The 26362-nt window shown below is 63.2% G+C and carries 24 protein-coding genes and 1 pseudogene; 16 read left to right on the top strand and 9 right to left on the bottom strand.

The window, feature by feature from the left end; translation table 11 throughout:
• Positions 1-344 precede the first annotated feature (344 nt).
• From PGB26_RS01090 to PGB26_RS01080, 3 genes are all read right to left on the bottom strand, one after another.
• On the bottom strand, positions 345-812 hold the full coding sequence (locus PGB26_RS01090; RefSeq protein ID WP_271638466.1) for a VanZ family protein: 468 nt from the start codon (positions 810-812) through the stop codon (positions 345-347).
• A gap of 68 nt (positions 813-880) precedes the next feature.
• Complete coding sequence (locus PGB26_RS01085) at positions 881-2335, bottom strand: polysaccharide biosynthesis tyrosine autokinase (protein ID WP_271638465.1); 1455 nt, start codon at positions 2333-2335, stop codon at positions 881-883.
• Between the two features lie 66 nt (positions 2336-2401).
• Positions 2402-3793, bottom strand: a complete 1392-nt coding sequence (locus PGB26_RS01080) for a polysaccharide biosynthesis tyrosine autokinase (protein WP_271638464.1) — start codon at positions 3791-3793, stop codon at positions 2402-2404.
• Between the two features lie 189 nt (positions 3794-3982).
• Between PGB26_RS01080 and PGB26_RS01075 the strand changes: the two genes are divergently transcribed.
• Entirely contained in the window at positions 3983-5155 is a 1173-nt protein-coding gene (locus PGB26_RS01075) for a hypothetical protein (protein WP_271638463.1), read from the top strand.
• 120 nt (positions 5156-5275) lie between these two features.
• Positions 5276-6715 (top strand): sugar transferase, encoded by a 1440-nt coding sequence (locus tag PGB26_RS01070; protein WP_271638462.1) that lies wholly within the window; start codon positions 5276-5278, stop codon positions 6713-6715.
• A gap of 104 nt (positions 6716-6819) precedes the next feature.
• On the opposite strand, the gene PGB26_RS01065 is transcribed toward PGB26_RS01070, so the two are convergent.
• Entirely contained in the window at positions 6820-7227 is a 408-nt protein-coding gene (locus PGB26_RS01065) for a hypothetical protein (protein WP_271639722.1), read from the bottom strand.
• Between PGB26_RS01065 and PGB26_RS01060 the strand changes: the two genes are divergently transcribed.
• The 10 genes and pseudogenes from PGB26_RS01060 (at position 7172) to PGB26_RS01025 (ending at position 17031) form a co-directional block, all read left to right on the top strand.
• Positions 7172-7315 carry an acyltransferase gene (locus PGB26_RS01060; RefSeq protein ID WP_271639705.1) on the top strand — a complete coding sequence of 48 codons (144 nt, stop codon included), beginning with the start codon at positions 7172-7174 and terminating at the stop codon, positions 7313-7315. The genes PGB26_RS01065 and PGB26_RS01060 overlap by 56 nt on opposite strands.
• Positions 7316-7434: 119 nt before the next feature.
• The gene (locus PGB26_RS01055) at positions 7435-8517 is read left to right on the top strand and encodes a glycosyltransferase (RefSeq protein WP_271638461.1); all 1083 of its coding nucleotides are present in this window, start codon (positions 7435-7437) and stop codon (positions 8515-8517) included.
• Between the two features lie 28 nt (positions 8518-8545).
• Positions 8546-9739 (top strand): hypothetical protein, encoded by a 1194-nt coding sequence (locus tag PGB26_RS01050; protein ID WP_271638460.1) that lies wholly within the window; start codon positions 8546-8548, stop codon positions 9737-9739.
• Between the two features lie 16 nt (positions 9740-9755).
• The gene (locus PGB26_RS01045; protein WP_271638459.1) at positions 9756-10901 is read left to right on the top strand and encodes a glycosyltransferase; all 1146 of its coding nucleotides are present in this window, start codon (positions 9756-9758) and stop codon (positions 10899-10901) included.
• A gap of 2 nt (positions 10902-10903) precedes the next feature.
• Positions 10904-11995: a glycosyltransferase family 4 protein gene (locus tag PGB26_RS01040; RefSeq protein WP_271638458.1), complete on the top strand. Its 1092-nt coding sequence runs from the start codon at positions 10904-10906 to the stop codon at positions 11993-11995.
• A gap of 3 nt (positions 11996-11998) precedes the next feature.
• Complete coding sequence (locus PGB26_RS13860; protein WP_442922995.1) at positions 11999-13042, top strand: glycosyltransferase family 2 protein; 1044 nt, start codon at positions 11999-12001, stop codon at positions 13040-13042.
• 52 nt (positions 13043-13094) lie between these two features.
• On the top strand, positions 13095-14321 hold the full coding sequence (locus PGB26_RS01035; RefSeq protein ID WP_271638457.1) for a hypothetical protein: 1227 nt from the start codon (positions 13095-13097) through the stop codon (positions 14319-14321).
• A 221-nt stretch (positions 14322-14542) separates the two neighbouring features.
• Positions 14543-15559 carry an acyltransferase family protein gene (locus PGB26_RS01030; protein WP_271638456.1) on the top strand — a complete coding sequence of 339 codons (1017 nt, stop codon included), beginning with the start codon at positions 14543-14545 and terminating at the stop codon, positions 15557-15559.
• Between the two features lie 358 nt (positions 15560-15917).
• Positions 15918-16129: pseudogene (locus PGB26_RS13855) on the top strand (ISL3 family transposase); the annotation flags it as partial.
• A 110-nt stretch (positions 16130-16239) separates the two neighbouring features.
• Positions 16240-17031, top strand: a complete 792-nt coding sequence (locus PGB26_RS01025) for an acyltransferase family protein (RefSeq protein ID WP_271638455.1) — start codon at positions 16240-16242, stop codon at positions 17029-17031.
• 480 nt (positions 17032-17511) lie between these two features.
• On the opposite strand, the gene PGB26_RS01020 is transcribed toward PGB26_RS01025, so the two are convergent.
• The 4 genes from PGB26_RS01020 to PGB26_RS01005 all read right to left on the bottom strand — a co-directional run bounded on the left by PGB26_RS01020 (position 17512) and on the right by PGB26_RS01005 (position 20907).
• Positions 17512-17856, bottom strand: a complete 345-nt coding sequence (locus PGB26_RS01020) for a VanZ family protein (protein ID WP_271638454.1) — start codon at positions 17854-17856, stop codon at positions 17512-17514.
• Between the two features lie 157 nt (positions 17857-18013).
• Positions 18014-18775, bottom strand: a complete 762-nt coding sequence (locus tag PGB26_RS01015) for an arsenate reductase/protein-tyrosine-phosphatase family protein (RefSeq protein WP_271638453.1) — start codon at positions 18773-18775, stop codon at positions 18014-18016.
• Between the two features lie 24 nt (positions 18776-18799).
• Entirely contained in the window at positions 18800-19825 is a 1026-nt protein-coding gene (gene galE / locus PGB26_RS01010; protein WP_271638452.1) for a UDP-glucose 4-epimerase GalE, read from the bottom strand.
• Between the two features lie 56 nt (positions 19826-19881).
• Positions 19882-20907 (bottom strand): LCP family protein, encoded by a 1026-nt coding sequence (locus PGB26_RS01005; RefSeq protein WP_271638451.1) that lies wholly within the window; start codon positions 20905-20907, stop codon positions 19882-19884.
• A gap of 328 nt (positions 20908-21235) precedes the next feature.
• Between PGB26_RS01005 and coaA the strand changes: the two genes are divergently transcribed.
• From coaA to PGB26_RS00985, 4 genes are all read left to right on the top strand, one after another.
• Positions 21236-22180: a type I pantothenate kinase gene (gene coaA / locus PGB26_RS01000; protein WP_271638450.1), complete on the top strand. Its 945-nt coding sequence runs from the start codon at positions 21236-21238 to the stop codon at positions 22178-22180.
• Between the two features lie 53 nt (positions 22181-22233).
• Complete coding sequence (locus tag PGB26_RS00995; protein WP_271638449.1) at positions 22234-22842, top strand: hypothetical protein; 609 nt, start codon at positions 22234-22236, stop codon at positions 22840-22842.
• A 124-nt stretch (positions 22843-22966) separates the two neighbouring features.
• A complete protein-coding gene (locus PGB26_RS00990) occupies positions 22967-23677 on the top strand; it encodes a fructose 1,6-bisphosphatase (RefSeq protein ID WP_271638448.1) in 711 nt (236 codons plus the stop codon).
• 193 nt (positions 23678-23870) lie between these two features.
• Complete coding sequence (locus PGB26_RS00985) at positions 23871-25283, top strand: glycosyltransferase family 2 protein (RefSeq protein ID WP_271639704.1); 1413 nt, start codon at positions 23871-23873, stop codon at positions 25281-25283.
• A 9-nt stretch (positions 25284-25292) separates the two neighbouring features.
• On the opposite strand, the gene PGB26_RS00980 is transcribed toward PGB26_RS00985, so the two are convergent.
• Positions 25293-26336, bottom strand: a complete 1044-nt coding sequence (locus tag PGB26_RS00980; protein ID WP_271638447.1) for a response regulator transcription factor — start codon at positions 26334-26336, stop codon at positions 25293-25295.
• Positions 26337-26362: the final 26 nt, after the last annotated feature.

The raw sequence follows: 26362 nt of genomic DNA, 5'->3' as shown, positions 1-26362 counted from the left end.
CCCAGTGCGACATTCTCCCCAGATTTCCTCGGAGCTCACCGCCGCAGACAGCATGCTCGACACAGCGCCGACGGGCCGGCGCTGCTCCGCGACCTTGGTCGCGGTACGGGTGACGCTCCCCAGCGGCACCCGTGGACTGTGCGGGCTGTGTCAGCCGGTGTCAGGCGGGGCGCGGAGCGTGGGGTAGGGACGTGCGAAAGGCGCACGCATTCCCGGATGCTCGACTCGACGGTCGATATCTCGGGCGGCGCAGCCGACGTTCAGCGTCCCCATGATCTCCCCAGATCATCCCCAGTTGAAAGTGGATCCCCACCCACTTGCGGTTCCCATGCCGCGTCTGCAGTCTACCGGGTTACGCGCGTAACGCAATCACTATTTCGCCAGATTGTCTCGCGTCGAACGAACACACGCGCGATGAGGCATCCGATCGCGGTGCCGAGCGCATTCGCGATCACGTCGGAAAGAGTCGGGTACCGGCTGGGCAGCAGAGTCTGCACCAGCTCGATCGTCGCACTGGCCGAGTATCCGATCAGTAGCACGACCCAGGCGTTCGCGCGGGGATAGGCGGCGACGAGAAGCAGGCCGAGCGGCACGAACAGGGCGATGTTCGCGACAAACTCGAACACTGCGTAACTGGTCGTCAGTGAGATGTCGGTGTGTGCGCTCACAAACCGGGCGACTCGGAATACAACGCCGGTGACCTTCGACGCTGCGGTCGCCGGCAGCCAGACGATCAGAGCCAGCGCGATTGTGTAGGGAACAAGCAGCACGCGAGCGAGGATCGTCAGAGGCGACACTGGCGGGCTGGACATGCGCCCGAGTCTAAGAGGTCGTGCTCGAAGGTAGGTCGCGCTCGCGGGGCTCGTGCCGTGACGCCTGTTCAGCGCGCCCCTGCCCCGGCTTTCGCCCGCGCCCGCCGCTTCGGCTTCGCCTGCTTCTTGCTCAGCGTCGGCTTCGCCTGGTCGACGACATGCGTCGCACCATAGGTGTACGCGCCGTAGCCGTAGCTGTCGGGTCCCTTCGTCGGCAGCATGGTCACGACGGTGCCCAGCAGCTCCACGCCGGCGGTGGCGAGACTGCGCACCGCGCCCGTGAGCTCCTGCTTCTTCGTCTTGCCGGATGCCGCCACGAGGATCACTCCACGCGTCTTCTTGCCCAGCACGGCGGCGTCGGTCACGAGCAGCAACGGGGGAGCGTCGATGAGTACGTAGTCGAAGTACTCGCCGAGAGGATCGAGCACCTGGCTCATCGCGGCTGAGCCCAGCAGCTCGCTGGGGTTCGGGGGAACGCGTCCGCTCGTCAGCACGTACAGTTCATTCGTTCCCCACTTCTGCAGCGCATCGGCGACATCCATGCGGCCGATGAGCACGTCGGTGAGGCCGACGCCGCCCTCGAGGCCCATGTAGTCGGCCATGCGCGGCAGACGCAGGTCGCCGTCGATCAGAGCGACGCGCGCGCCGGTCTCGGCGAGCGCGATCGCGAGGTTGGCGGTGGTCGTCGACTTGCCCTCGCCCGGCCCGGCGCTCGAGACGACGAAGGTGCGTGCGCCGCCTTCGACGTCAAGGAACTGCAGGTTGGTGCGCAGCGTGCGGAACGATTCCGAGCGCGGGCTGCGCGGGTCGGCGTGCACGATGAGCGGGCGCTTCTGCGCATCCGGGTCGAACGCGATGCCGCCGAGCATCGGACGATCGGTGATGTCTTCCAGGTCATGCAGCGTGTGGATGCGGTTGTCGAGCACCGTACGCAACATGGCGAGTCCGACGCCGAGCGCCAAGCCGAGCAGACCGCCGAGCAGGATGAGCATGCGCACGTTCGGGCTGGTCGGCTCGACGGGCGCGACCGCAGGCTCGGTGATCGTTATGGTGACCGGGCTGCTCGCCTCCGCGCCGGTGGGCTGCTCGAGGGTGCCCTGCACAACGCTGCCGAAGCTCTCGGCGATTGCGTTGGCGATCACGGCCGCCTCGTCTCGATCGCCCTCGGTGACGGCGATGTCGATCAGCACGGTATTCAGAGGCGTGCTCGCCGAGACCCGTTCGGCCAGCTGCGCGACCGTGAGGTCGAGACCCAGGTCCTCGATCACGGGCTCGAGCACGAGTGCGGTGTCGACGACGTCGACGTAGCTGGTCACCATCTGCCGGGCGAAGGTGGTGCCCTGCACGAGGTCGCCGGTCGCGGCGCCTTCTGTGCGCACGGACACGTACAGCTGCGTTGAGGCCGTGTACTTGGGTGCCTGCATCAGTGCATATCCGGCACCGCCGGCAAGCCCCACGAGCAGCAGGACCACCAGGAGGATCCAGTTCTTGTGCAGGATGCGGACGTAATCGCGAAGCTCCACGCGAATGTTCTCCTTGGTTTTTTTCCCCAGCTCAGTCGATTGTCACACACCGGGGAGGGTGAAAAATCAGGCTTTGGCGTCGGCCCGGTCGCTGTGCGCGCCGTAGCCGTAGGTGCCGTAGGCGGTCTTGTCTGGCCCGCGCACCGGCAGCATGGTGATCACTGTTCCGACGACCTTTGCATCGGCGGCTTCGATGCGGTCGGCGGCCGCGACCAGCTGATCGGTGGTAGTCACCTCGGCGGCGGCGACCAGCAGCACACCGGTGGCGAGCTGGGCGACGACGGCAGCATCGGTGACAGGTAGCACAGGCGGCGCATCGATGAGGATGACATCGAAAGCCGCCTGCAGATCGTCGATGAGCACCTGCATGGCATGCGACCCCAGCATCTCGGCGGGGTTGGGCGGCGTAGTGCCTGCCGGCAACAGGAACAGCGTGTTCCGCCCCCATCGCTGCATGACTTCATGCGCGGAGACCCGACCGATGAGCACCTCGGTGAGGCCGACCGCTCCTTCGATGCCGAACAGCTTCGCAAGGCGCGGCTTGCGAAGGTCGGCGTCGAGAACGGCCACTCGGTAGCCGGCATCGCTGAGCGCGAGAGCGAGGTTGCCGGCGGTGGTCGACTTTCCTTCCGACGGACCGGCGCTGGTCACGACGAACACCGCGCTGGTGCCGTCGGTGGGGAAGAGGAAGCGAAGGTTGGTGCGCAGCGACCGGTAGGCCTCGGCGCGTGGATCGTTCGGCGCCGTGGCGACCAGCAGTGGGCGCTTACGAACCTCGGGGTCGTAGGTGATGCCGCCGATGACGGGTGCCCTGACGGCACGATCGACGTCGTCGAGTGTGCGAATGCGACGGTCGAGCACCGTGCGCAGCACCGCGAGACCCACGCCTGCCGCGATGCCGAGCGCGGCGCCCAGCGCGATCGAGAGCGCGAGGTTGGGGGCCGCGGCAGAGGTGGGAACGACAGCCGGCTGCACGGTGACCATACGGATACTGAACGCGGTCGCCTGCTCGCGACGCTCGAGCTCATCGGTGATCGCACTGCTGAAGCTCTCGGCGATGGCGTTGGCGATGCGCGCAGCCTGACCCGGGTTCGGGTCGCTGACCGTGGTGGTGATGAGCGCGCCCTGTGTGCCGATGCTCGTGCGCACATTAGTGGCCAGCTCGGCAGGACTGACGTCCAGACCGAGGTCGTCGACCACGGGCTGAAGCACGAGCGTGCTGGTGATGATGCTGCGGTAGCTCTCGCTGACCTGCACCGCATAGCTGCTCGCCTGTGCGAGTTCCCACGAGGTCGCCGCGGTTCCGGGGTCGACGGAGACCAGTTGTCGCACCGACGATTCGAAGCGCTGCGGGGTCAGCAGCGCTGTCACTGCCCCGGCGCACACACCGATGACGGTCGCGGCGATCACCACGATCAACTGGCGTCGCAGCGCGCGAACGATGTCATGAAATTCCATGAAGCTCCCGAATGGGCACGAAGAGGCTGTCTCCCCGGGTAACCTAGAGACTATCGGCTCGCCCGCGCCGCTCTGACGCGCGCTCGTCGACGTTTTCACCACCGACCCGAGGCATGCTTCATGGCGACACTGCGCGATCTCTTTCCCGACGGGAAGCGCACGAGCGACTCCGGCGAAAGCCAGCCAGGCGTGGACCATCAGCGTTCGGTAGCGCACAAGCTCGGGGCGCTGCTGGGTGATCGGCGCGGTGATCTCGAGGTGACGCACCGGGCGTCAGACCGCCACGCGCTCTCTGCCCTGGTCGCCGACGCCGTCCGACGCCCAGCAGAGGTCGCGGGCACTGCAGCAAAGTCGGCCGGCGGCTCGCGCGCCCGCCGACGCGTAGATCTGCTGAACGTCGCAGTTGCGGGACTGGCCGCCGTTGCCGTGGCGACGACGGCCGTCGTCGGAGCGGTGCAGGCGGCGACTGCGAGCCCCGCGGACGACGCGCTGCAGGCGCTCGCCGCCGACGAGAAGACGATCGCCAGCGCTGAGGCCACCCTTGCTGACGCTCGACAGCAGATCGCCGGCGACGTGGCCGAGGCGGATGCGCGCGCCGAGGCGCTGCGTGCGGCGCTGCCGCCTGTCGCCACAGCACCCAACCCTGCCGACATCCCGCCTGGCGAGACCGAGGTGCCCGACGCTGCCGGACGCATCGACATCATCGACCCCGCCGCGCTCGAGAAGGTGTCGGCGTCGATCGACACGTATCGGGGCGAGCTGGCTGGGATCGCACTACCTCCGCTCCCCGAGCCTTACGAACACAGCACCGTCGATGACGACTCACTGGTCGATGTCGGCGCCGCCATCGATCGCGCGCAGCAGCACCTGGCAGATGTCGACAGGCTGACCGCTGAGCTACGCGAGACCCGTGCGCAGCTGCGCGATCATGAGGCTGCCTTCGCGGCGCAACTGGGAGTGTTCGCGGGAAGCTTTCGCACCGCGGCGGAGAAGGTGATCGCCGAGCATCCCGACGCTACGTCCAAGTACAAGGATGCTGTCACCACCGCGGTCGGCGCTGTTGCTGCAGCTGATCTGCGAACCGACTCCGGCCGACAGACGCTGGCACAGTACCGTGACGCCGTCTTCGCGCTGGTTGGCTCTCAGGTCTATGCCAATCGCGTCCGCGAAGAGCAGCGTCAGAGGGAAGAACGCGAGCGGGCTGAGAGCGAGCAAGAGCAGCGACCGTCAGTGCCAGGGGGACGGCCCTCACCGACGCAGCCTCCGCCCGAGGAGCCTAAGCCGACCGAACCGGAACCGTCACAGTCGCCTACTGGGCCCGGGGACGGTGGGGGAACTGGCGCCGAGGGCGCCAGCCGTTGACGTCTTGCGTTCTCAATCTGAAGGACACTCGGGGAGTACAACGTGGGGAGAGTGTGATGAGCTCGGGGTCGAGCGCGTGATCGTAGAAGCTGACCGTCTGACCGCGGACGGTAGGTACCAATGAGCGTCGGCACGCCCGCCTGGGAGACCCGGTACGGGCGAAAGCTGCTGCTCACAGACGTGGTCGTTGTCATCGTCGCGGTGTTCGGCGCACAAGCACTGCGATTCGGGTCAACCCTGGCCGAGTTGCAGGTGCCGCTCCCCAGATACAACGAGTTCGCCGTGACATACGCGATAGTGTCTGCTGGCCTCGTCGTCGCATGGTTGTTCGCCCTTGCCGCCGGTGAGACCAGGCATCCGACGGTCTTCGGTATCGGTCCGACGGAATACAAGCGAGTCGTTAACTCGACGCTGTTCGTCTTCGGTGCGCTGGCCATTGTCGCCTACCTGGCGAAGGCAGACATCGGGCGCGGGTACCTGCTGATCGCACTGCCGCTCGGCATGGTGCTGCTGCTGTTCGCTCGCTGGTTCTGGCGGCGCCGTCTCCACACCCAGCGCCAGCGGGGTAGGAACATGTACCGCACGGTGGTCGTCGGCGAACGTAATAAGGTCGCGCACGTCACTTCCTCTCTGACGCGTGACGCCTTCGCAGGGTTCGATATCGCGGGCGTGATAACGGAGCATGGGACGCCGATGGCGCTCTCCAACGGCGCAGAGGTGCTCGGCTCCTACGACGACATCCTCGATGTGGTCCAGGCGGAGAGAGCAGACACCCTCATCATGGTGAATGCGGACCGCATCTCTCCGCGGCGCCTCCGAGAGATTGGGTGGGAACTCGATCAGCGGCGCGTTGATCTGATTGTCGCCGCCTCACTCACGGACGTGGCTGGCCCGCGAATTCACGCGCGTCCAGTGGCGGGCATGCCTCTGATACATGTCGAGCATCCGCGACTGACCGGGCGTCGACGGTTCGTCAAACGCTCAGCTGACGTCATGGTCAGTGCGCTCGGACTGGTGGTATTGAGTCCGCTGTTCTTGGTCCTCGCGATTCTCGTGCGGACTGACAGCCCGGGCGCGGCCTTCTTCCGCCAGCAGAGAATTGGTCTCAACGGTAAGAGCTTCGCCATGCTGAAGTTCCGGTCGATGGTCGCGGACGCAGAAGATCGGCTGCCCGGCCTTCTCGACCAGTCCGACGGAAACGGAGTGCTATTCAAGATGCGCAGCGATCCGCGAGTTACACGCATCGGTGCGTTCCTGCGTAAATACAGCCTGGACGAACTGCCTCAATTGGTGAATGTGTTGCGCGGCGAGATGTCGCTCGTTGGCCCCCGTCCGCCGCTGGCGCACGAAGTTGAGCAATACGACCAGTGGACACGGCGGCGACTGCTTGTCAAACCCGGCATCACCGGACTGTGGCAGGTGAGCGGTCGCAGCGATTTGACATGGGAGGACAGCGTGCGGCTCGATCTGTACTACGTCGAAAATTGGTCCCTCGTCGGCGACATCTTGATCGTGCTTCGCACCGTCGCGGTCGTGATCAGGTCCACCGGATCATATTAAGCGTGCGCCTATGAACTGCATGGTAGCGCGACAACCGTACGACGTGCGTCCAATCCTGCGAAGAAAGCTGCACATCAGGATGAGAATACAATGAAGCGAGTTCTTCACGATTCGACAATCAATGCATGCATCGCGTCGGGAATTCTTCCGAACCGATGGAGGGCACGCTTGTTGGCCCTCTTCGGGCTCAGCATTGGTTCGAGCGTGTCGATAGGGCCAGCCTGCTTCTTTGGCGGCACGAACATCCACATCGGCGACAGGTCTTTCGTTAATCGTGAGTCCTTCTTTGATAACGCCGGGGCAATAGTAATCGGTAAAGACTGCTCCATAGGTTTCCAGACAACGCTAATTACGTCGAGCCATGTGGTCGGCGAAACCGGGCAGAGAGCCGGGCTCGCAACAGGGACGCCGATCGAAATCGGCGACGGCAGCTGGGTGGGCGCGCGAGTGGTTGTGATGCCCGGGGTGACTATTGGGCCGGGCGCGATAGTGGGCGCGGGGTCGGTTGTCACGAAGGATGTGCCTGCTAACAGCGTGTACGCAGGAAACCCGGCGAAACTAATGCGCGAGTTGCCGCCCTTAGAAACGGATGATCGGTAGTTATGAAGGCGCAAAGGATCCTAATTACGGCTTATGCCGCCAATCCTTACCTGCCAGGAGAGTCTGCCGTAGGGGCTTCGATAGTTCGAGTGACAGCACGAATCGCGGCGGAAAGCGGAGTGCAGCTGCTCGTTATCACCAACCACGATTCGGCGGCCGATCTGTCCGAATGGCTAGCACGCGACTTCCTGCCGGACGAAATTGAGGTGCGAGCGGTAGGGTCGCGTCATCAGCGTCTTCCGCATCGATTGCGCTATCTATTCTGGCTCGCAGAGGCGCGGAAAGCTGTGCGGCTCGAACGCCACGACCCTATTTATCATCACCACGTAACCTTCGCTAGCGAACTAACCCCGCCCCCTTTCGTTGCGTCTTCCAGTGCGTTGAAAGTCTGGGGACCTGTGGGTTCCAAGCAGAATCCTCATGTGCACTTGGTCTCGCAACACACTCCCGATAGGTATGGATACTTCATTGCATACGCCCTTCTGGCAAAAGTAAAAAAGATCGCTTTGGCGCTCAATGTGGCCCGCAGTCGTCCGGATATCATTTTTACACAGGCATTGCTTGGCGATACTCGCATCGGCAGCACAGAAGTCGAATATTTCCCCAACACGGTAATACTCGATCGCGATGGTGACGTAGATCCCGTGGATTCTCAAGATCGCGATCCTTCCGCCCCGCGAATACTGGCCGTGGCACGAATAATACCGCTAAAACGGCTTGAAATAGCAGTCGAACTCATGGCCCGGCCAGAAATGTGCAACGCAACGTTAGCAATAATTGGCCAGCCTCCGGCGGGCAAAGAAAATTACCTATCGAGTATAGTGGAAGAGCTCGGAGTTGGGTCACAAGTGGAATTCCTAGGCTCTCTACCGCCGCAAGACGTGTTGAGACACATGACATCGTCTACGGTTCTGCTGCATCCGTCTAGTTCGGAAGGATCCTGTGGCGTCATTGGAGAGGCGGTGTCGGTCGGGCTACCGGTTATTTGCTTCGATGAAACCGGAGCGGCTGACAGCCTGCGTCTGTGCGGAGGGCACGGAGAAATTGTCGACCCGTCCGCGACGGATCCGCTCGGGGCGATAGCTGCCGCCGTGAAAGAAATAAGTGTATCGGTCCGACCAGAACCGAACGACTACTGGGGGCCAAGGCGTATGCATCTGCGACTTACCGAAATGCTTGAGGCCGCCCGTCGTGCAAGGTAGTCCTAAGAACCGCGCTAGATTCAAAAAAGTGACCATAGGCGCGGCGAAGAGTGGCGTGCTGATTCGCATCGTGGACCAAGGGTTTTGGTCCGCCGCGTTCTTCCTTTCAAACTTAGCGATTGCTGCCGACTTAGATGTCCAAGAGTTTGCGTTCTACAGTACAATTTTGGCAATTGTTCTGGTCGCAGTCGCCGTGAATCGATCTGCCGGAGTGGATAGTCAGATCATCGCGAATGCTCGAAACAAGATTTCCTCCGCGACGGGTATCGACCGAAGCTCGGTCTGGATGACTTCCGCCGGACTTTTCCTGTTTCTTTTCGCGGGTATTCTGTTGGTCTCGCTTATTAATCGGGTCCCGTCGTATCCGTTTCTACTTTCAGTATGCGTATGGGCGGGGGCCGTCCTTCTGGGGGACGTTCAGCACTACTACCTCGTGATCATGCGCGCGCGCTTCCATGCCGCATTAGTTAGCATCTTGTATTTTGTTTCAATCTCCACGGCGTTGGGCGTATGCCACTGGCTCGAACTCGACGCTATGCCTTCCGTGGCAGTAGGCGCGGCGGCACATGCGTGCGTTGCAGGCGTCGTTACAGCTAGCGCTCGTTTGCCATCGGCTAAGCGACGGATTCAGGGCCGTTTAGCTCTTGGCCTCGGGCTGGAATCTCTGTACGTCAGCGTGGGGTCTCAGCTGGGCCCACTTATCTTGTTTGCAGCTGGGCTAGCGGCACCGACCGCGGGACTGAGATTGGCATACTCAGCAGTCTACTCACCTGTTTTCGCGGTCATCCAAGCTCTATACCCATTGCTACTGCTTCGTGTGCTTGACGAAAGCGTTTCGGGTTCAAGTTCCAGGCGAACTATGTTGCGTTGGTCCGCTTTTGTGTTTATCTCCACGGGAGCGTTTGCAACGATTGGATGGGTTATCATCCCTCACATCGAACTGATTCCGCTCTTAATAAACTCGCTCGAGTTCCTTGTGCCGGTTGGACTGTCGTTCGTTGGCGCCCAAATGCTGGAAGTCGGCCTCTTGTCCAAAAGGTTGATTTGGAACCCAGTTCGCATGAACATGCTGAGGTTGGCCTCCGTCTCGCTGGAAATGGTACTTCAGGTCTTGGGGGTACTCTTCGCGGGCGTCGACGGCCTCATCGTTTGCATGACGAGCATTGGGGTTTTGAAGCTAGCACTCGCAGCGTGGCTACTCCGCCGTGGAGGCCGTTCCTAGCGGGCAGACTTAAGAGATGGAACTTATGTCGACAGTTGAGGGAAGAAATAAAAGAATGAAATCGGTCGCGATAATTGGCACGAGAGGATACCCCAGCTATTACGGGGGCTTCGAGACGGCCGTTCGAAAGCTTGCTCCGTATTTAGCCGATAAGGGTTGGGACGTCAGTGTGTACTCGCGGCCGGGCCAAACTCGAGCGGACGACATAAACCGGGACTCTCGTGTCCAGGTCGTCGAAACCGTTGGCCTCGACTCTAGCGCTTTGACAACGCTTACCTACGGTCTCACTTCGGTATTGCATGCAAAACGCCGCAGACCGGATGTGGCCTTAGTGATGAATGTTGCGAACGGGTTTTGGCTTAGTTCTCTCCGGCGCGCGGGCATCCCCACGGTCGTCAACGTTGACGGGATTGAGTGGGATCGCGATAAATGGGGTCGCGTCGCCAAAAGGGTGTTCCGCGAGGGCGCCAGGTTGACGGCAAAACACAGTACTGGGTTGATATTCGACTCGGTAGAGATTGCACGGTACTGGAAGTCTGAATTCAACCGGTTCGGCGACTACATCCCCTACGGTGGGGAGGCTGTAGAAGTAACGCTCCCAGTAGAAGAAGGATTGAATGCGGGGAGTTACGTCTTGATGGTTGCGCGTTTCGTGCCTGAAAATTCAGTCCCGCAATTCCTGGAGGCGGCAAGCTCCATTTCGCAACACTTGGATGTTGTCATCGTCGGTTCGAGCGGATTCGGCGGTGCGTTGGACGAGGCGGCTCAAATGCTTGCAGGAAAGAACCCTCGGATTCATTGGCTCAAACACATCAGCGATGATCGCCGGCTATTCAGCCTGTGGCAACATGCATCTGTGTACTTTCACGGGCACACCGTGGGCGGCACAAATCCCGCGCTAGTGCAGGCCATGGCTTTGGGGGTCCCCGTTGTGGCTCGCGACACGGTGTTCAACAGAGAAGTTTTGGGAGACGCCGGACACTTCTGTGACGGGGGTCCTGCTGATATTGCGGAGAAGGTCTTGCAGCTCGCTGCAGACTACGATGCAAGACAGGCTGCCGGTCGACGTGGACAAGAGCGTGCGACCGAATTCTACAACTGGCACCTCGTGTGCGCACGGTATGAACAAAGCCTCAACCGTGCAGTTTCTTTAGGAGTATGAGCATGCGAGTACTATTCGATGCGTATTGGTGGTCATCAGGGCCTCGTTCGAACGCTTCCGTTCAGCGGGGGATCATCCACACTTGGGCGGAAGCTTTTCCCGAGGATGAGCTGGCTATCGCCGTTCGTGGCAACGAGATCCAGGTAGAGGGCAACGCAGGGGGACTAGACTCACGATTCGACGTTCAGCGTACCTATTCTCCATTGCAGGCGTTGACCAACGGGATCGAAGTGCCACGCATCGCTCGGAGGTGGGGAGCTGACGCCGTCGTTGCTCACAACTTCGCCCCCCGATTAAGATCCGGTGTTTCAGCTGTTTTCGTGCATGACTTTCTTTTCTTGGACCATCCAGGGTGGTTCACTCCGATCGAGAACGTGTACTTTCGAAGGATGAGAACAATGGCTCGCCATGCGGACGTCATCGCTACTTCATCCGAGAGTGAGGCTCGCCGCATCAAGACCCACTTGGGTCGAACAGTTTCTGCTATCGGATTAGCAAATTCACCTACTCTGATGGCGGCCGTGCCAGTGTCCCCGTTCCGGTCGCCCCCGCAAACCTTTTTGCTCGCCGTAGCTAGGTTGAATCTGCGCAAGAATTTAAACAATATTGTGGAAGCGGCGATGCTCTCGGGTGTTGTTAGTCCGAAGTTTCCTCTAATCGTGGTCGGCGAGTCGTCGGGAAAAGTGGACCACATTGACGCCGTAAGCGCCGCCGCTGCGGGGAGTGTGGTTTTCCTGGGGAATGTTTCCGATGGAGAACTCCGTTGGCTATATGAGCGTGCGTCGCTGTTCTTGCACCTTTCGTTAGGCGAAGGCTTTGGACTCCCTGGAATCGAGGCACTTGCGTTCGGGACCCCAATTTTGGCGAGCGACATACCGGTGTTCAGAGAGACGCTGCGAGGCAGCGCGACGTTCGTCGACCCGCTGGACGTCCATAGCGTTGCCAAGCACATCGCCAGCGTCCGCTCCGGCGTCGGCATGTCACCCGGAGAGGGTGCATTTCGCAGGGGCCTAGACCTAGTACGGCGAAGCGGGTATTCGTGGTCGGCCATGGTCGATAAGCTTCGTTCGGACCTACTTGCGGCTGGTGCGTGAGCCATGCTGTCTACGGTTATCGTCACATATAATAGCGAGCGCGTCATAGCCAATTGTCTGGCAGCTCTTCCTGAACCATCTGAGGATTTCGAGCTCATTGTTATAGACAATGCCTCGACGGATGAGACGGTATCTGTTGTAAGGCGTTTGCGACCAGATGTGCGGCTGCGCGTCATGAATTCGAACGTCGGATTCGCGGTAGCGGTGAATTTAGGTCTCGAGACAGCAAGAGGCGATACGTTTCTGCTGTTGAATCCTGATGCGAGCATTGATGAAAGCGCGGTGGAGGGTACACTCGATGTCCTTCGGTCGAACACCGATATTGGAGTAGCGGCTCCTCTTGTTCTCGAACGCGGGGGCGAATTCCATACACTCGCGGCTGGCTACTCGCCAACGGTTTGGCACATGTTCACACATATGACCGGAATCTCGCGTTTCAACGTCCGATTTAGGTTGGTGCGGGGTCACTACCTGGTACGAAATAGCGTGGGCAAAAACCAGGTGCTTGACGTGGACTGGACTTCCGGCGGTTGCATGTTTGTGCGTGCATCTCTTTGGCGGGAGCTATCCGGGTTGTCGACCAGGTGGTTCATGTACGCTGAGGATATCGAGTTCTGCTTGCGAGTTCGAAAAGCCGGGCTTCGGGTCGTCATTGACACGCACTTTGGAGCACACCACGCTGTTGGTTCTAGTTCCGGTGACAACCATTCCCTTACTTCCGCCTTGTGGCTTGAGAATCTGTTTGATTTGTTCACGTCCGGTTTGTCTCGGAGCTGGCTCGAGTCGTTCGCGTGGAAATGGATAGTCGTGAGTGGATTTTTTGCCCGCGGTGCCGTCGCTTTTTTATTGGGTGTTGGTCGGCGAAAGAGTTCGAGCCGCGATATGGCTCCCAATGCGAGGCGCTTTATGGTGTACGCGCGGTCTCTGGCACGCCTCCGGGCTCGGCACGGTAGCGGTTATCTGCGTGGTAGGTCGAAGGATAGCGCCAGAAAGACGACCGAGAACTCCGTCGGGCGCGTTGACGCCCGATTTGATTGGAGTGACTAGCATTATGCCGGCGTCAGCTAGGAGTGTAAAGTCCCAGGTAGGAGAGAGGCTGGTGAGCGGCCTCTTTCTAGGCACGTTGTTGATGCACCTTCCAGGTCTCAGTCTTGTCCCTATCTCGATCTTTCCGGCGCTGTTTCTCGTCTTCCCGCTTGTTATAGGAACCGCGGGCCGGGTTCGCACTCTTCTATGTGCGAGTTTGATCGCTTGCGCTTCGGGGATTATCACTCTGATTTTTTCTGCGGCTTCAGGAGTTGTTACGCCCGCATTCGAAACCTGGGGCGCGATACTTCTGTGGCTCTTGGCTATTCCCTTGTTGCTAGGTGTAGCGGAGCGGGCGTTCCGTGCTGTTTCGCCTCGTGCTGGGGTACTGCTCATGTTAGGGGGCGCCACGGTTAGCTCTTTCTTCACCTACCACGGGTCGTGGAAAGGTTCTTTTGGTATTTTCGCCATGGCTTTTGTCTTGGTGCTCCTGGCGCGGCACATCATCCTGGCTCTTTTTGCTGCTGGGGGGGGTATCGCGCTAAGCCTCTGGGCAGACGCCCGCTCTATGGCTGCAGCTATAGGGGCGTCGGTCCTTATTTGGGGTGTAGGTAGGCTGCGCGCGCACCAACGCCTGCGTTTCAAAGACTTGCTCGTGATGTTTGCTGCTCTTGGTCTTTTCGCTGTTCTGAGCGTGTTCGTTTTGGCGTCGGGGTGGGCTGGTCCGAGCGCCCAAGCGCGTACATTGGATCAGCTGCGTCGCGCGAACTTACTGTTTGGATTTCGTGCGGAATGGGCCATAACGTTTGACCTATTCTCTGCTTATCCGGCTGGTCTAGGCATTGGTGCCGGGCTGCCCGATGGCGTCAAAGGCGACGCGATTTTGGCCGTCGAACGAGCTGGTGGCGACTGGTCTGCGGATTATTTCCAGTACACGGTGCTGGGTGACCGAGTCGACCTGCATTCGACGGTGGCTAACCTATGGTTTCATTTCGGGTTAGGGGGCATACTCCTGGCTGCAGTTCTACTACTTCTCCTTCTAGGTGCGCTTCGATCGACGCCGATGTATAGTCGGGACTTCGGGCTCGGTGGGACGCTCATGGTTCTACTCGCCATCTGGGATCTGTTCTTCTCCCCAATGGGGGATGTTGATCGCGTCATCGCCGGACTAGTTGTTGCGATGCTTATGTCGAATGCTGGCGATCGTGGAGCGCAAGTGTCGGCGCGTGATTGCACAGAGCTTTCGACAGCTTCTTGTCTGGAGACAATTTCCCTGTCGGCGCCGGCGAACAGTCCGTGAAGCGGCCCTGGCCTTTGAAAGAATCCTGTTTTCGAGAGCATGGCTATGATTGTGCTGGTAGGAGTACGTGTGAAGGTCGTCGGCACGATTCAGCCCTTGTGGATTCCATGGATCCGGGCTGCGGCGTCATGGCGACGCTCTGATCAAGGGAGAATCCATTGCCTGCGCCCACGTACCGGTACGACGGTGTCCAATCGCTGAGATTCGTTGCCGCTCTGCTTGTGGTCACCAGTCACGCGACGCTCTACACCGCCGAGAGGCTCGACGACTCGCTGGGGATCTGGCGGCCGGGCGGCGTCGGAGTCGACATCTTCTTCGTCATCAGTGGCTTCGTGATGAGCATCTCCACCACGAAGCTGGTAGGTGAGAGCACCGGGTGGCGGACCTTCGCTTTGCGGCGGATCGTTCGAATCGTTCCTCTCTACTGGATCGCGACCACAGCAAAGCTCGCCACAATGCTAGTCCTTCCAGCAGCGGTCCTCCATGCTCAGCTCGACCCGGTGAAAGCCGTTGCTTCGTACCTTTTCATTCCCACTCGCAACGCCGAAGGCGATCTGTCGCCGCTCCTCGCAGTCGGCTGGACGCTAAATTTTGAGATGGCGTTCTACGCGCTATTCACGGTCGCATTGCTGCTCAGGGTTCGCCCGCTGTGGTTCTGCGCCGCTGCGCTCTCGCTTCTCGCCACGGCCAGCCTCGTCCGCCCTGAACATGGGCCGCCCGGGATGTTCTACTTCGATCCTGTGGTTCTTTACTTTGTCGTCGGCATGGTCATCGGTCAGTGGACCGTCAACGGCTCGAAGCCGCAGCTAGCTGCCTGGCTCGGAGCCACGCTCGCGCTCTGGTTCCTGATCGAGGTCGTCGGCTCCGGTTTTGCTCCGCACGGGTTGGGGCTCTTCGCCCAACGCGTGGGTGTGTCAGCAGGCCTCCTGATCGTAGTCTTATGCGAGCCATTCCTGAGCGGGCGACTTCCTAAGCCTCTGCTGTTCCTCGGCGACGCATCGTACTCGCTGTACCTCTTCCACCCGCTCGTCGCACCGATCGTCCCGATCGCCCTCGGCATCGTCGGGATCACGAACCCTGTGGTGTCGATCGTGTTGTGTATCGTTGCTGCAGTGTGCGGCGCCGGCGTCATCTACCGCTTCGTCGAGAAGCCCGTCACCCGGTCACTGCAGGCATGGATGCCTGGTCTCCGACCGCGCCGGACGGGAACTGCCGAGGCGCCGGTTCCCCGGCGATGACTGCTGCGCCCGCAGCGCCAACGAACGTCAACGCACCGGCCGTCGACCGTGAGCGACATCCTCGTGATTGTTCTGATGGGGCGCCGCCGGGGCGGCATATGAGCAGTCGATGGAGACTAGGCGATCGTTTAGGTAGGGTTCGCTCGCTGGTTGACGGATCACCGTCGCGGGCATGGCCCGGTGCGCCTCTAGCAGAACACCCACCCGCTGCTCGAACGGCGTGAACGCCGTTGGCTCAGCCGCCCGTTGTACCTCGGCGGCCGATCCCACGTCACCGCTCAGTCCGTTGTTGACCGACCGATGCCCAGATCCGGAGCGACCTGACGCCGGGGCGCCCTGTTCGCGAAGGCAGCATAGTCAGCAACTCCGCCGCACGCTCAACCAACGCGGCGCGGACATCGTCGTGTTCTTCGACCGCCTCGCCCCAGCAGTGTGCCCACGGAAGCGATCAATGTTCGGCTGGTGGGCCTCTGCGGCTGAGCTCTCGGCCACGGTAACCTCACGCACTACATCGCCAGATCGCTGTTCGATGCCGGGGATTCAGGCCCCCTCCGCCCTCGGATGCGATGAGCCGAACAACGTGAAGTTACTCTACGTCTACGTTCGCGCATGGGCATCGACCACCCTCGAAATTGGCGCGGTAGGCTGATGATTGCTCCACCAGTGTTAGGAAGCCTTGGATGCACCGTTTTCAGCCTGGCGCGACGAACAGAATCGCCTGGATAAGCACGGCCAAAGGCTTTACGATCCTGCTAGTGGTTCTGGGACATGTCGAGATTCAAATCAGAGCAGAAGGAGCTGTGCATCCGCTCTGGGCTGTTGCCGGGCACGCGCTGGCTACTGTTCGCATGCCGACCTTCTTCCTGCTCTCCGGACTGTTCGCGAGCAGGACGTTCCACCGCAGTTGGCGAGAAGTCTTCGACGAGAAGGTCTATCCGTTCGTGTACCTCTACATAGTTTGGAGCCTTATCTACATACCCGTGCAGATTGACTTTTCGCCGTTCTCGGGATTGACGCCCGCAGAAGCCGCTCTTTCATGGATCCAAGAGACTATCAAGGGCAGCGGCTTCCTCTGGTATTTCGCCGCCCTGGCCGTGTTCTTTAGTTTGACGTGGGCACTGCGGCGGGTTCCGGTGGGGATACAAGTCTCACTAAGCGGGGCGCTATCGACAGTTTTCGCGATGCAACTGGTTGGCACCGGCTCGTGGGGGGCTCGATCACATGGCGCAGTACCTCGTCTACTTTCTCGTCGGGTGCCACGCCTCCTCGACGATTCGAAGTCGGGTCGAACAGACGAGCGCTCTCACATGTTTGGGGTGGTTCGTTGCATGGGCATCAGTCGGGACCGCGTCTCTAATGGGCGGGAGGTCGACCCTCAACATCGCCAATGCGGTCTTACCAGTCTTGGCGGTGCCACTTGCTCTCTCCGTTGCCGCGCTCATCACAAGGACGCGGGCATCGAAGCCGTTTGAAACGCTCGGCGAAGACACGATCGGTGTGTACGTGTTTCACCCGGGCATCATGCTTTTCGCCGTGGAAGCACTTACCTTTACCAGGGTCGTAGACCTGCCCGCAACGCAAGCCGTCGCGCCCCTTGCGGTCGCCGTCATCTCGGCAGCGGGTTCAATCATGCTGTACCGCCTCTCGCGCCGTTTCAGGTTCCTTTTCAGGCCGCCCGTTCGTGCAACTTAGCAGGCCCGTGGAGGCTATACGGCCGCCTGACCGCCCACGACGCCGACCGGATGACCGAGGCTACACTGACCATTCGTTCCCTCAGGCGACGACCCCCGGTGGTGCCGGGACCCCGCAACAGCATGCCGACCTCGTGAAGGCCACCGCGCACGCGTCTCGCCTCGCGTTCTTTGGGAGATGCTCGCGGCGTACCTGCCGACGGATCAACTTGCCCCACTGTGCGGAGATCGTCTCGTTTCACGTCATGGACGTCGGCTCGGCTAGCGTCGGGCGCCGCCGATGGCGCCGAACGAGCCGCGAGCTATCAGGCACCCGAGCGCGGTGGCCAAAGCGTTGGCGATCACGTCGGAGATCATCAGGAGCCGGCTCGGCAGCATTTGAACGAGCGCTATCGTGACGCTGATTGCCAAGCCCAGCAGGACCATGCTCCATGGCCGAACACACCGCCATCCGACGGAGGTGAGAAGACCCAGCGGTACGAACAGCACGATGTTGACCAGAAGCTCGAAGACGGTCGAGGTCGTCGGGGGAAAGGTGGCGGGTGAGATCGCTATCCACCGAGCGATAACGAAGACGATGCCCGTTGCTTTCGATGCGTCCGACACCGGTAGCCATACGATCAGCCGAGGGCGACGGCGTAGGCATGAGGAAGAGGCGGGCGCCGAGAGTGAGGTGAGGGTGGGCGGTTGCGGTCTCCGGGGGCTGTGGGCTCACGGCGGGACTCGTTTCGACAAGCTGCGTCCGCTCAACGACCGAGGGTGTTTAGCTGAGCGCCGCGCGGATCGCCCGCGCCGCCTCGCTCACCGCGGGCACGAGCTGCGACGCTGACAGGTCGTATGTCTTCCGCGAGCGGCGGTAGGGGTCGATCACGTCGTCGTTGTCGGGTTCGGCGGGCACCATGCCGCGCTGGCTGCCGATCAGGCGCGCCAGGGCCTGCAGCCGCGCTCCCGCAGCCGGGACGGCCGAAGCGACGCCCTCGCGCACCTCGTCGTCGGTGAGCGTCGCCGCCAGGCGCGCGAACTCGCGCAGAGTGAAGGTGCGGTGCAGCAGTGCGGGCATCATCTGCACTACGTGCGAGCGGTGCTCGCGCGCCATCGTCAGCACGATGTCGGTCTCGGTCAGCAGCGGTCCGGTCAGCAGCCGGGCACGGTGGTCGCCCGAGGCCGCGGGATCCGCCCCATGCCCGATCGCCAGCTGCAGCGCTTGCGCGGTCATGCCCTCGTCAACGAGCGCATGTGTGCCGGCACTGTGCACGCGCACGCCGAGGTCTGCGAGCGCGGAACGCAGCAGCACCTCGCCCATCGGAGAGCGGCAGATGTTGCCCGTGCACACGGTCATGACCGTCCCGCCGTCACCGCCGGGCGCGATCGGCGGGGTGGGACGGGCGGCGGCAGCCGGGGGAACGGCCGGCGCGGGTGACACTGCGCCGGGAACGCCGACCTGGCCTCTCGTCAGAGCCTCGCGCAGGCGTCGGAGATCCGCGCGCCGCAGGCCAGGACGCTTGCTGCTCTCAGAGTCGGACACGGCATTGCCTCTTCGTGAACAGGCTCACGCCTGCGACGCGAAGCCGTTCGGGTTCTTGACCTGCCACGCCCATGAGTCGCGGCACGCGTCGGCCAGCGAGCGGGTGGTGCGCCAGTCGAGCTCCGCGTTCGCCTTCGCCGGGTCGGCGATGGTGGTGGCAAGATCTCCGGCGCGGGCTTCGACGATCTCGTAGGGGATCTCGCGCCCACTCGCCTCGGCGTACGCGCGTACGACCTCGAGCACGCTCGAGCCCTCGCCCGAACCGAGGTTGTACGCCTCGACACCGGGGGAGAGATGAGCGAGAGCGGCGACGTGCCCCTCGGCGAGGTCCATGACGTGGATGTAATCGCGCACACCCGTGCCGTCGGCGGTGGGGTACTGGTCGCCGAACACCGAGAGCTTCTCCCGTCGGCCGACCGCCACCTGCGCCACGAAGGGCATCAGGTTGTTCGGGATGCCGGCGGGGTCCTCACCGATCTCGCCGGACGGGTGCGCACCCACCGGGTTGAAGTAGCGCAGCAGCACCGCCTCGAGCTCGGGCCACGCGACCTGAACGTCGGCGATGATCTGCTCGATGAACGCCTTCGTGCGGCCGTAGGGGTTGGTGATGCCGACGCCGACCGGCTGGTTCTCGTCGAGGCGCTCGACCCCGGCATCCGGGGTGCCGTAGACCGTCGCCGACGAGCTGAAGACGAGCTTGCGCACATTCTTCTCGCGCATGATGTCGAGCAGGTTGAGCGTCGAGTTGAGGTTGGTGCGGAAGTACCGCGACGGCTGCGCCACCGACTCGCCGACGGCCTTGAGCCCGGCGAAGTGGATGACGGCGTCGAAGTCGACGTCGGCGAGCGCGACATCCGCTGCCGCCCGATCGGCGAGATCCGCCTCGATCACCTGCACCGACTTCCCGGTCAGCTTCTCGACCCGCCGCAGCGACTCGGGACTGCTGTTCGAGAAGTCGTCGACGACGATGACGTCGTCGCCGCGCTCGAGCAGCACGAGAGCGACATGGGATCCGATGTAGCCGGCACCGCCGGTGAGGAGTACACGCACGACTCCGATGCTACCGGGCGACCGCGCCGGTCAGTCGGGCAGCCGCAGCTTCGCGATCACTTGGCGGGATGCTCGGCGACGTACTGCGGCACCGTGTCGTTCTTCAGCGCCTGCGACAGGGCGGCGAGGCCGACGAAGTCGGGGCGCACGATCGACTGGTCGCCGACCATGTCGGTGCCGAGGGTCGGCGAGGTGAGGAAGAGAATCTCGCTCTTGTCGACCTCGCGCAGGCTGAAACCGAGGGATGCCACCGAGCCCGCATCCAAGCCCTCGTCGACCGCCAGGTACGGCGCGAGCGCGTCGACCGACGCCGAGATGCGGCCCGGGTCGGTGAGCGTCTCTCGGCTGACCAGCTTGTCGAGCATGCCCTTGATGAACGCCTGCTGGTTGCGCACGCGCTGGTAGTCGCCGTCTGGGAACGGGTAGCGGGCGCGCACGTACTCGAGCGCCTGGTCGCCACGCAACTCGATGGGTCCCTGGGCGAAGGAGTACTTGCCTTCCTTGAAGGCGACGGCGTTGTTCACCGTGACCCCGCCGAGAGCCTCGCTCAGGCCCTTGAATCCCTCGAAGTCGGTGATCGCCACGTGGTCGATGCGCACGTCGGTGATCTCTTCCAGCGTCTGCACGAGCAGTGGCGTGCCGCCGAAGGCCAGCGCCGCGTTCAGCTTGCCGTTGCCGTAGCCCGGGATCGGCACCCAGTTGTCGCGCATGAACGAGATGACCTGAACGCCCGAACGGTCGGCGGGGATGTGCACGAGCAGCATGGTGTCGGCGCGCTGCCCGCGGATGTCGCTCTGCGAGCCGCCCAGACCTGAACGCGAGTCCGAACCGAGCAGCAGGATGTTCATCGCCTCGGGGTTGCTCTGCGTCGGCCTCGCCGCTTCGGTGGGGAATACCTCTGCTGATGGCAGCGTGTCCGCTTTGCCGTATGACGACGCCAGGCTGCCGAGATAGACGGCTCCCGTCACCGCGATCGCGATGAGCACCACGACGAGGCCGAAGACGATGCCCCAGACCCAGCGACGCTTGCGGCGGGAGGGGGTCTGAGTGACGGTGGCCCCATCGGGGTCAGAGATCTGCATGCAGTGATTATCCCGTCTCCGGCTGAAAGCGGCCTACGCGCGTCATCTTGCGGCTTCGAGGGCTCGGGAGTTGCGTACGGCCCTCCAGCCCCCAGCTGATCATCTGAGCCTTCGGGCGGCTCAGCCCCAGGATCATTGCCCCGCCAGAGGGCCGTATCGCACGAGTCACGTTATCCGCCGCTCGGCTTCCGTGGGAGCCGCGGAACGAATGCTTGAGCTTTCTCGCGTAAACGTTGCGCTGATCTTGAGGTTCGGCATCCGGGAAGGTTGCATCGAGCGCATCCTGGCGCGCGGAAATTCGCGCCCTCCGGCCGATTACGATGAATCCGTGACCGCCATCGATCCGACGCTGCCGTTGTCTCCGTACCGCGAGATCGACCGTGCCGATTGGGCGCGCCTCGCAGCGGGGATCGATCAGCCCCTCACCGAGACCGAGGTGGTCGGCATCCGAGGCATCGGCGACCGCCTCGACATCACCGAGGTGCGCGAGGTCTACCTGCCGCTGAGTCGCCTGCTCAGCCTCTACGCCAGCTCGACCCGTCAACTCGGGGCGGCCACCAGCGAGTTCCTGCAGGAGAGCGACACGACGACTCCGTTCGTGGTGGGGGTCGCCGGCTCGGTCGCCGTGGGAAAGTCGACCATCGCCCGCCTGTTGCGTGAGCTGATGAGCCGGTGGCCGGGCACACCCCGCGTCGAGCTGGTGACGACCGACGGCTTCCTCTACCCGAACGCCGAGCTCGAGCGGCGGGGGCTGATGGACCGCAAGGGCTTTCCCGAGTCGTACGACCGTCGAGCACTCATCTCTTTCCTCACCGAGGTGAAGAGCGGTGCCGCCGAGGTGCGTGCGCCGTTCTACTCGCACATGCGCTACGACATCGTGCCCGACGCGCACGTCGTCGTGCGCCGCCCCGACGTGGTGATCGTGGAGGGGCTCAACGTGCTGCAGCCCCCGCCCGCACCCAACGACGTCGCGGTCAGCGACCTGTTCGACTTCTCGATCTTCGTCGATGCCGATGTCGCGCACATCGAGCGCTGGTACATCGACCGCTTCCTCGCGCTGCGGCAGAGCGCATTCAGCAACCCGTCGTCGTACTTCAACGTGTTCGCGCACCTGAGCGACGATGAAGCGGTCACCACCGCGCTAGGGTTCTGGAACGAGATCAACATGCCCAACCTCGTCGAGAACGTGATGCCCACCAAGCACCGCGCCACGCTCGTGCTGCGCAAGGGCGCCGAGCACGCCGTCGAGAGCGTGCAGCTGCGCAAGGTGTGACGAGCGCGGCCCGGGCATATCAGTATGCTGGGGCATCACAAGCAGGGGAGAACATGCGCAAGAGCGGTGTGCGGGGCATCATCGCCTCACTGGCAGTCATCGGCGTTGTCGCACTGACCGGATGCGGTCCGGCCCCCTGGACCGTCGATGATCCCGAGGCGACGCCGTCGGCATCCGCCACCGTCGCACCGCCCGTGCCGAACGACCTCTCCAGCGGCAGCACGCAGCGCGAGCTCGTCGCCGGCGCTGTCACGGCGAAGGTCGACTACTGGTCGACCCTGTCGATGGACCGGTGGACGGCAGGGGCCGTGAAGCCGCTCAGCGTCTCGCTGGTGACCAACGTGACGCCCGACGACGGACAGAAGGTGTACCTGCAGAAGGCCACGGTCACGGCCGTCGCCGCCGCCGGCGACCGCGCGCTTGCTCCGCTGGAGCCACAGACCGATGCGGCGACCGTCGCGCCGGGGTACCTTGTGCTCGCGCCGTACAGCTACTCGCAGACCTTCAACGTCGGACCGGTGGATGAGAAGGCCACCTCGGTGTCGCTGCAGATCACGTTCGACTTCCTCGTGCAGACCACGCCCACGTCGGCCGAGTACGCCAAGCAGACCGCGACCGACAGGCTCACGGTCGCCATCGCGCAGCCCGAATCCGACGACTGAGCGCGCAAGCTCAAGATCAGCGCAAGATCGCCGCAACGGCATCCGAAGCCGCCGAAAACCCCGATACGACGCCGATAGCGTACCGACGGGCGTGCACTCCGGCAGCGGCCCAGGAGGGCGTTCCATGACTCATCGACGTACCCGCGGCGCGGTGCGCGCCGTGGCGGCGATCTCTTCCGTCGCGGCGATCGCGGGCCTCACCGGCTGCAGCCAGCTGATCGACACCATGAACGGTGCTGAGACGATCCAGGCGGTGCTGCCCACCCCGCAGGCGACCGCGGCCGACGCCACCGACGAGAGCGGCTTCGAATCCCAGTTCACGCGCGACGGGTCGGTCTCGCTCTCGAGCGACGTGGCCGACGGGCTCGAGGTGCGCCTCGACGTGTGGGCCTACGACCCCAAGCGCACCATGGAATGGCATCCAGACGGCGAGAAGAGCTTCGGCTTCGCCGTCAACGTCTACGACCACCGGGTCGACGAGAAGGCGGTGCTCGCGCAGAAGCGCCGGGTGTACCTCTCGCAGATCGCGATCACCTCGCAGACCGCGCAGACGTCTAATCAGACCTCAGCGCCGTTCCAGTTCACCGCCGATCCGCGCACGCTCGTGCCGACCGACACGCTGCGCTCCGACCGCGGTTTGCTGCTCAACAGCTTCCAGGGCGGCCTGCTCGTGCCCGAGACGGCGATCCACCAGCTGCCCGCCGACACGTACGGCATCACGCTGCAGTTCGCGCTCACCATCGCGGTCGAGGGTGCGGCCAACGACGACGCCAGCTTCCAGCAGCAGACGGTGTACCAGATGCTTCCCATCCGCATCCATCCGGTCGAGAACTGACCGCAGACATTCCTTGAGCCGATCTTGAGCAGAACCGGCACCTCTCTCGCGGGAATCCGGCGATCGGTCGGTCAGGATCATCCTGTCGGACAGCGCATCAGCGCACCGCAGACCAGGGAGGCCCGTCGTGACGACCGAATACGTGCATTCGCCGCAGGATTTCGACCGCAGCGCAGCCGGCCACAGCGCCGAGCTGACGCCGGTCGAGCACGCGCCGGGCTTCGCCGATGACTTCTCCGCCGTGCTGGAGAGCACCTCCGGGCATCGGTCGACGATCGGATGCGTCATCCCGGCCTACAACGAGGAAGAATCCATCGCCGGGGTGCTCACCTCGCTGCTCGCCCAGACGCGCGTGCCCGACGTCATCCACGTCGTGGTGAACAACAGCACCGACAAGACGGTCAAGATCGCCTCGGAGTTCGCCGGCCCCCATGAGATCACCACCGACCTCGGCGAGCAGTTCACCGAGGTGTTCGTGCACGACATCGGCAAGAACCCCGACAAGAAGGTCGGCGCCCTCAACTACGGCTACTCGCTGGTCGAGGGCTACGACTATCTGCTCGGGGTCGACGGTGACACCATCGGCGACGAGCGCGCGGTCGAGTACCTCGAGACCGAGGCCGTCTCCGACTCGCGCATCGGCGGCATCTCGGCCATCTACTCGATCGACACCGCGCCGATCAAGGGAGCCATCGCGAAGTTCCTGATCGCGGGGCAGCGCACGCAGTTCGCGGCCTTCAACCTGCAGAACCTGCTGCGCGGCCGCAACATGGCGGTTCTGGGCGGGCAGTTCTCGATCTTCTCCACTACGGCGCTGCGCGACGTGATGGTCGCCAACCGGCAGCGCACTCCCTGGGTGCGCGACAGCGAGGTCGAGGACTCGCTGCTGTCGCTGCAGATCAAGAGCGCCGGATACCTCACCAAGATCAGCCCCTACGCCCGCGCCGACGTGGGCGGCATGACCACCATCCGCGCCTATGACGCCCAGCAGGTGAAGTGGACTTTCGGGGCCATCGAGCTGATGTGGCCGGGCCAGCGCGGCGACACGAAGGGGCAGCCGTTCCACCCCAACCTGCGACTGCGCTGGTTCGAGAACTTCGGCATGCTCACCAATCTGCTCGTGCGCATCGGCTTCGTCACTCTGCTCGCCGGCTCGCTGTCGATCGGTGCGTTCGTGTTCTCGCCGTGGTGGCTGCTGCCTCCGCTCGCAGCGGTGCTGCTGAATGTGCGCATCGCGATGACCATGAAAGACCGCACGGCGAGCGACATCCTGTTCGCGGCGCTGGTCGTTCCGGCCGAGATCTTCATGTGGATCAGACTGAGCCACTTCCTGCGCTCGTGGTTCCGCTTCCTCTCGCGCAAGAAGGTCGACAACTGGGCGATGCAGGCTCAGGCCGAGCGCGGCAGCGGCAGCGCGCACTGGATGCCCCTGGTGATGCTGATCGTCGTGCTCGTCGGCCTCGCCGTGGCCTGGAACCTGCTGACCCCGGCCATTCAGTCGGCGATCCTGTGGGTCGGCTGGCCGGTGCTCGGCGTGGTCACCGTGACGCAGACCGTGCTGATGGTGTTCAAGCTGCTGCGTCGCTACCAGGGCTACAAGGTCTGAGCGGAACGGTCAGCTCGTCACATCAGTGGTCAGCCGGTAGCCCACGCCGCGCACGGTCTCGATATAGCGGGGCTGCACAGGGTTATCGCCGAGCTTGCGGCGCAGATTCGTCATGTGCGCCTCGATCGCGCGCTTGTCGGCGTCGCCGACGAAGTAGCTCGTCACATACGACTCGCCGCGCAGCACCAGCGTCAGGTCGGCCTTGCTGCGCACCCGTCGCTTCGACTCCATCAGCGCGCACAGCAGGTCGAACTCGGTGCGGGTCAATTCGACCGTGCTCTCCTGCACGAGCACCGTGCGGGTGTCGGCGTTCAGACGCAGGTCGCGATGCGACACCCAGGTGCCCTCGTCGAGCTCGCCGTGCACCACGTGCGGCACGACGGCGGTGCCCGCCTCGACCGGCTCGACCACGTGCAGGTACTGACCGTTCTGCTGCAGCACGAGGTTCTCGCGACGCCCGTCGCGGGACGGGCCCTGCTGGTTCGGGCTCTGTTCGCTCAGGCGCTGTTCGCCGGCGGGCTGTTCGCCCTGGCGCGCCGGCACAACGCGCGGATCGGACTCGCCCTGCCCGCCGGGGGCTGCTCCGGCCGGGGCGTATCCGGGGGCAGCGTCACGAGTCGCGGGGAACGAGCGCCCGAACTGCTCCTGCCGCGGGGGAGCGACTGCCCCCGCCCGCGGCCGGCGCAGCATGGCCTCGATGCGCGCTCGCAGCTCACGCGGCCGGAACGGCTTGTTCAGGTACTCGTCCGCTCCTGCGCTGAGCCCCAGCACGACATCCGCCTCTTCATCGAGAGCGGTGAGCATGATGATGTACGTGTCGCTCTGGGCCCGGATCCGCCTGGCGGCCTCGATGCCGTCGATGCCGGGCATGTTCACGTCGAGCGTCGTGATCAGCGGCTGGTAGGTGAGCACCGCGCGCACCCCGTCGATGCCATTGCCGACCGACACAGTCGAGAAGCCCGCTGACTCGAGCACCTCTGCCAGCAGGTGCCGCACGTCGGGATCGTCTTCGACGATGACCGCGGTCTTCGGGGGCAGATCGTCATCCAGCATGAAGCGCGCTCGCATTCGGGGGAAGG

The organism is Microbacterium sp. nov. GSS16 (assembly GCF_028198145.1).
Classification (GTDB): Bacteria; Actinomycetota; Actinomycetes; order Actinomycetales; family Microbacteriaceae; genus Microbacterium.
Note: the sequence above shows the minus strand (reverse complement) of the source record. Positions and strands in the feature narration are given on the sequence as shown.

What these genes read in the sequence shown, in the direction of transcription:
- PGB26_RS01090 (WP_271638466.1), bottom strand. Translation starts at nt 812, where the DNA reads ATGTCCAGCCCGCCAGTGTCGCCTCTGACGATCCTCGCTCGCGTGCTG.
- PGB26_RS01080 (WP_271638464.1), bottom strand. Translation starts at nt 3,793, where the DNA reads ATGGAATTTCATGACATCGTTCGCGCGCTGCGACGCCAGTTGATCGTG.
- PGB26_RS01070 (WP_271638462.1), top strand. Translation starts at nt 5,276, where the DNA reads ATGAGCGTCGGCACGCCCGCCTGGGAGACCCGGTACGGGCGAAAGCTG.
- PGB26_RS01060 (WP_271639705.1), top strand. Translation starts at nt 7,172, where the DNA reads ATGCCCGGGGTGACTATTGGGCCGGGCGCGATAGTGGGCGCGGGGTCG.
- PGB26_RS01045 (WP_271638459.1), top strand. Translation starts at nt 9,756, where the DNA reads ATGGAACTTATGTCGACAGTTGAGGGAAGAAATAAAAGAATGAAATCG.
- PGB26_RS01040 (WP_271638458.1), top strand. Translation starts at nt 10,904, where the DNA reads ATGCGAGTACTATTCGATGCGTATTGGTGGTCATCAGGGCCTCGTTCG.
- PGB26_RS13860 (WP_442922995.1), top strand. Translation starts at nt 11,999, where the DNA reads ATGCTGTCTACGGTTATCGTCACATATAATAGCGAGCGCGTCATAGCC.
- PGB26_RS01025 (WP_271638455.1), top strand. Translation starts at nt 16,240, where the DNA reads ATGCACCGTTTTCAGCCTGGCGCGACGAACAGAATCGCCTGGATAAGC.
- PGB26_RS01005 (WP_271638451.1), bottom strand. Translation starts at nt 20,907, where the DNA reads ATGCAGATCTCTGACCCCGATGGGGCCACCGTCACTCAGACCCCCTCC.
- PGB26_RS00995 (WP_271638449.1), top strand. Translation starts at nt 22,234, where the DNA reads ATGCGCAAGAGCGGTGTGCGGGGCATCATCGCCTCACTGGCAGTCATC.
- PGB26_RS00990 (WP_271638448.1), top strand. Translation starts at nt 22,967, where the DNA reads ATGACTCATCGACGTACCCGCGGCGCGGTGCGCGCCGTGGCGGCGATC.
- PGB26_RS00980 (WP_271638447.1), bottom strand. Translation starts at nt 26,336, where the DNA reads ATGCTGGATGACGATCTGCCCCCGAAGACCGCGGTCATCGTCGAAGAC.